Source organism: Pseudoalteromonas sp. TAB23, assembly GCF_000498075.1.
GTDB classification, from domain to species: Bacteria; Pseudomonadota; Gammaproteobacteria; order Enterobacterales; family Alteromonadaceae; genus Pseudoalteromonas; species Pseudoalteromonas arctica.
Map to the genome: position 1 here is coordinate 1 of NZ_AUTP01000089.1, position 5,273 is coordinate 5,273.

5 protein-coding genes and 1 pseudogene are annotated in these 5,273 nt (G+C 38.8%); 4 read left to right on the top strand and 2 right to left on the bottom strand.

Annotated elements, in window-relative coordinates; all coding sequences use genetic code 11:
* Together L654_RS0102055 and L654_RS0102060 are read right to left on the bottom strand one after the other, a co-directional pair.
* Positions 1-577: pseudogene (locus L654_RS0102055) on the bottom strand (electron transfer flavoprotein subunit alpha/FixB family protein); the annotation flags it as partial.
* Positions 578-1,327 (bottom strand): electron transfer flavoprotein subunit beta/FixA family protein, encoded by a 750-nt coding sequence (locus tag L654_RS0102060; RefSeq protein WP_024607107.1) that lies wholly within the window; start codon positions 1,325-1,327, stop codon positions 578-580.
* Between the two features lie 221 nt (positions 1,328-1,548).
* On the opposite strand from L654_RS0102060, the gene L654_RS0102065 reads away from it, so the two are divergent.
* From L654_RS0102065 to L654_RS0102080, 4 genes are all read left to right on the top strand, one after another.
* Positions 1,549-3,195 carry an electron transfer flavoprotein-ubiquinone oxidoreductase gene (locus tag L654_RS0102065; protein ID WP_024607108.1) on the top strand — a complete coding sequence of 549 codons (1,647 nt, stop codon included), beginning with the start codon at positions 1,549-1,551 and terminating at the stop codon, positions 3,193-3,195.
* 132 nt (positions 3,196-3,327) lie between these two features.
* Positions 3,328-3,792: an acyl-CoA thioesterase gene (locus L654_RS0102070; protein ID WP_007586808.1), complete on the top strand. Its 465-nt coding sequence runs from the start codon at positions 3,328-3,330 to the stop codon at positions 3,790-3,792.
* A gap of 258 nt (positions 3,793-4,050) precedes the next feature.
* The gene (locus tag L654_RS0102075; protein ID WP_024607109.1) at positions 4,051-4,620 is read left to right on the top strand and encodes an outer membrane beta-barrel protein; all 570 of its coding nucleotides are present in this window, start codon (positions 4,051-4,053) and stop codon (positions 4,618-4,620) included.
* Positions 4,621-5,032: 412 nt separating this feature from the next.
* A partial coding sequence (locus tag L654_RS0102080) for a TrmO family methyltransferase (protein ID WP_024607110.1) occupies positions 5,033-5,273 on the top strand: 241 nt, incomplete at its 3' end.

Sequence of the window (5,273 nt, forward strand, 5' to 3'; positions counted from 1 at the left end):
CAGCCGTAAGTTCAGGGCGTTCAGACTCTGTTTGTTCAACACTTACAAAGCTACTTAATTGCGAATCAGACACTGTATCAATGCTTGTTATAGCCGCTGCTGATTGCTCGCCTTGTAAATCAAAGCTACTAGCACGTACGGTAATTACTTTTTTACTGTCGAGTGATTTAACTGTTGCGATTGCATTACCTGCATAAATTGGACGTTTAAATGTATCGGCGTCCACTACTGCGATAATTTCAGAAATTTGCGCAACATCTAATAACGCAGCAACACGTGGCATAAAGTTTTTGCCTGTTGTAGTAGCACTTGCAACAATGTGGCTGTAGATGTCGCTAAGCGATAAAACTAAATCGGTCATGCTCTCAGCTAACTGATGTTCATAAACGCTATTATCGGCAACTAAAACATTAGCTACGCCATCAATGCTGGCCACTTGTGAGCTCATTGCGCTTAGGCTGTTACCTGCAATAAGTACATCAACAGGAAAACCTATTTTTACTGCAGCGTTAATAGTTTTTGAGGTTTCTGGTTTTAAGGCACCGTTGTCGTGCTCTGCAATTACGAGTGTTTTCATTTAAATCACCTTTGCCTCTGTTTTTAATTTTTCTACAAGCTGTGCAACGTCTTCAACAATAATTCCTGCGGTACGTTTAGCTGGCTCTTCTACACTTATTAATTGAATACGCGGTGTTAAATCAACACCAAGCGAATCAGCTGCTATTACTTCAAGCGGCTTACGTTTGGCTTTCATAATATTTGGCAGTGATGCGTAACGAGGCTCGTTTAAGCGTAAATCAGTTGTAACAACCGCCGGTAAATTAAGTGCTACCGTTTGCAGGCCCCCATCAACTTCGCGGGTCACGTTTACTTTGCCATTTTCAATAACAACCTTGGATGCAAATGTACCCTGCCCACGTTTAGTTAAAGCCGCTAGCATTTGACCTGTCTGGTTATTATCTGAATCGATTGACTGTTTACCTAAAATTACAAGCTCAGGAGATTCTTGCTCTACAATTTTAGCGAGTAGCTTTGCAATATGGAGTGACTCGAGCTTTTCATCGGTTTCGATGTGAATGGCTTTGTCGGCACCCAGTGCTAATGCTGTGCGTAATTGCTCTTGCGATGCTTTAGGACCAATAGTAACAGCAACAACTTCATTGGCTGTACCGGCTTCTTTAAGGCGAATGGCTTCTTCTATAGCAATTTCACAAAACGGGTTCATTGCCATTTTAACGTTGGTTAAATCAACGTCGCTGTTATCACTTTTAACGCGTGCTTTTACGTTGTAATCAATCACTCTTTTTATTGGTACGAGAACTTTCATAGGAACTCCATAATTATTTAAACCTACAAGGTAACGTGCACGTCAACCTATTTATTTTATGAAATTAGACTACTTCCTGTTGACGTAAACGTCAACCTAAAATAACCTTTAACTATTCACAGTCTGTAACGTTTAATTTGCAAGGTTAAAAATAGGCTGTACACCTTATTTAAATGCGTAGTAAACATTCGAATAAGTCCGTCATAGATAAAGAGGTTATTATGGTCGAACGTGAAACCATGGAATTTGATGTAGTAATTGTTGGCGCTGGCCCTGCGGGGCTTTCAAGTGCAATTAAACTCGCGCAATTAGCACAAGAAAAACAACAAGAGTGCATGATTTGCGTAGTCGAAAAAGGTTCCGAAGTAGGCGCACATGTACTCTCTGGTGCTGTTTTTGAAACCAAAGCTTTGGATGAGCTACTACCAAATTGGCAAGAGCTTGGCGCACCGGTTACAACCAAAGTAACTAACGATGAAATTTATTGGTTTAATAACGAGCAAAAAGCGACATCAATCCCCCACTTTGCTACGCCAAAAACATTTCATAATGACGGTAACTACATTGTATCTATGGGTAATGTATGTCGATGGCTTGCTGAGCAAGCTGAAAGCTTAGGCGTAGAGATTTTTCCAGGGTTTAGTGCTCACTCTTTAATAATTGAAGATAAAGCAGTAAAAGGCATTATTACTGGTGATATGGGTGTCGACAAAGACGGTAATGAAAAAGACGGTTACATGCCTGGCATGGAGCTTCGTGCAAAATACACTATATTTGCAGAAGGCTGCCGAGGTCACTTAGGTAAGCAGCTAATTAATGAGTTTGCACTTGATGCAGATTCATCGCCGCAGCATTACGGTTTAGGCTTTAAAGAAATTTGGCAAATTGATGAAAGTAAGCATGAGCTTGGCAAAGTTGTTCATGGTACAGGTTGGCCACTTAGCGGCGATACTAATGGTGGTGCATTCATGTATCACAGTGAAAACAACCAAGTCGTTGTAGGTTTAATTGTTGACTTAAATTACTCAAACCCACATTTAAGCCCGTTCGATGAGTTTCAGCGAATGAAGCACCATCCAGTATTTAAAAACGTACTTGAAGGCGCAGAACGCATTGCTTACGGTGCGCGTGCTATTGCTAAGGGCGGTTTACATTCATTACCAAAAATGCATTTTGCAGGTGGCTTACTTGTAGGGTGCGATGCAGGCACACTTAATTTTGCAAAAATTAAAGGTAATCACACTGCAATGAAATCGGGAATGGTTGCCGCTGAAGTTATTTTTGAAGCATTGCAAAATGAGTTGGCAAATACCGATTTAACTCATTATCAAACTGCGTTTGAGCAATCGTGGGCATATAAAGAGTTATATCAATCTCGTAACTTTGGCCCTGCAATGCACAAGCTCGGTAAGTTTGTAGGTGGTGCGTATAACACGCTTGATCAAAATATTTTCAATGGCGGTTTACCGTTTACATTTAAAGATAATACGCCCGATCACTCTACCCTTGTTGATGCTAACGCCGCTGACAAAATAGCGTACCCAAAGCCAGATGGACACCTTAGCTTTGATAAACTCTCAAGTGTGTTTTTATCAAATACTAACCACGAAGAATCACAGCCGTGTCATTTAAAGCTCAAAGATGCGTCAATTCCTATTAACGTGAACCTAGTGAAATTTGATGAACCTGCACAGCGTTATTGCCCTGCTGGCGTTTACGAAGTACAAGAAATAGCAGGCAATAAAGAGTTTGTTATTAACGCTCAAAACTGTGTGCATTGTAAAACCTGCGATATTAAAGACCCAAGCCAAAACATTACCTGGGTAACTCCAGAAGGTGCTGGTGGGCCAAACTACCCAAATATGTAACTAAATTATGCGTTATATACACATATAGTCACTTTTTTTACATATAAATTATAAACATATCCTAAATTGCAGGGGCTTCGGCCCCTTTTTTACGTTATGCTAATAGTAGTTTTAATAATAAGAGTGTTATCTATGCCGTCGTCAAAAGTTGTTTTTCGTTTTTTAGCAGAGCCTACCGATGTTAATTTTGGTGGTAAAGTTCATGGTGGGGCCGTCATGAAATGGATTGACCAAGCAGGCTATGCATGTGCTGCGGGTTGGAGTGGTCACTACTGCGTAACGGTTTCGGTTGCGGGTGTTAAATTTAGACGCCCAATTTTAGTGGGTCAAATAGTCGAAGTAGAAGCTAAAATTGCCCATACGGGTAGAAGTAGCATGCAAATATTTATACAAGTGCGTTGTGGCGATCCAAAAACACAAAATATGGTTGAAACAAATCATTGTGTTATCAGCTTTATTGCAATGGATGAAACGGGCTACCCTATAGAAGTGCCTTCGTTTAAAGCTGTAACAGAAGAAGATATTAAATTAGAAAATTACGCTATAAAAATGAAAGAAATAGCAATTGAAACAGAAAACTTGCTTCATACAGTGTAATTACTAGTTTAAATAATTCAGGCTATGTAAAAAACTCATTATACTTTGTAAAACATACAACTTATTTTAGAGTACTCAATTACACAAAAGTTCACTTTGATTATAAAACACGCTAAATACCGTAAAAACCAATACAAAAGAATTAATTAAGGCGTGTTTTTAATTCATTTTAATATTGGCACGCTCGCTGCAAGTAGATAATTGAAGTTTGATTAATGAAATCAAGCATTTGATTATTTTTTGTAAAGGAGCTATTCAATGATTAAAACACTTTCTCTTTCAGCTATTGCACTAGCAACACTGGGTTTTAACTCTGCAGCACACGCTGACATTTCTGATTTCGATTCTCCACGTATTTATACTGGTATCGGTTACGGTCAATATTCTTTTGAATTTGAAGACAGTGACAACGACACTGACTTTGACGACGATGCACAAATGATTAAGGGTTACGTTGGTGCACAATTTAACGAGTACTTAAGCTTAGAGCTTGCTTATCAAAACTTTGATGAAGTAAGTGATATAGACAGCAAAGCTGAAATTGATGGCGTATCGCTTGCCGCTCGTTTGGGCTACCCTATAACAGAAAGTTTTTCTGTGTATGCAAAAGGCGGTTGGCTTGAATGGGATGCAGATTACACACAAGATTTACCAGTAGGTGGCGTAACAGCGTCTGCAGATGGTGGTGATGCATTTTACGGCGCAGGTATTGAATACGCGCTTACAACAAATGTACAGTTTCGTTTAGAGTACGAACGCTATAAACTTGATGACGATATTGACCCAGATATGGATGTAGCGTCTGTATCAGTTCAATACATGTTTTAATTAGTCTTTAGCATGTATAAAAGGTAAGCCCAAGGGCTTACCTTTTTTGTTTTAGGCTCTTTTTAAATATATTAATATAAACCAATCAGTCTAATAAAAACTTTAAACCGTTTGGTCTATAATGCTAAGTGCATTAAATAATTGTTCTATTGTAGCACTAAGAAAATAGCGCAATAACAAGGCAAAATTATAATATATAGTTGTTATCACAAATTGCTCCCTGCATTGCTCTACCTCCTGCATCCACGCAGTCAACTATGAATAATTATTAACAAAGTAAGTGCGCTATTTAATGCAGTAGAATAATCATATTTTTAATAAAATTGGTATACGCAATAAACTTGCTTACATTAATGCCATAAATGCTAAATGCGGGTAGAATAGCGCTCTATTTTATTTGTACCCGAGTACTATGAGCGATTACACCATTTCGGCTATTGGCCACATTCAATCTCCTTATAAACAAAAGTTTGCTATACCTAGGCAACCACGTTTAGTGCCACAAGCTAAAGCAAAGCTTATATTTGCCCCCGATTTTAATCGCGAAGAATTTGTACGTGGTTTAGATGAATTTACTCATATTTGGTTGTTATTTCGTTTTCATGAAACGGCTGATAAAGGTTATTCTGCTATGGTGCGCCCGCCTCGTTTGG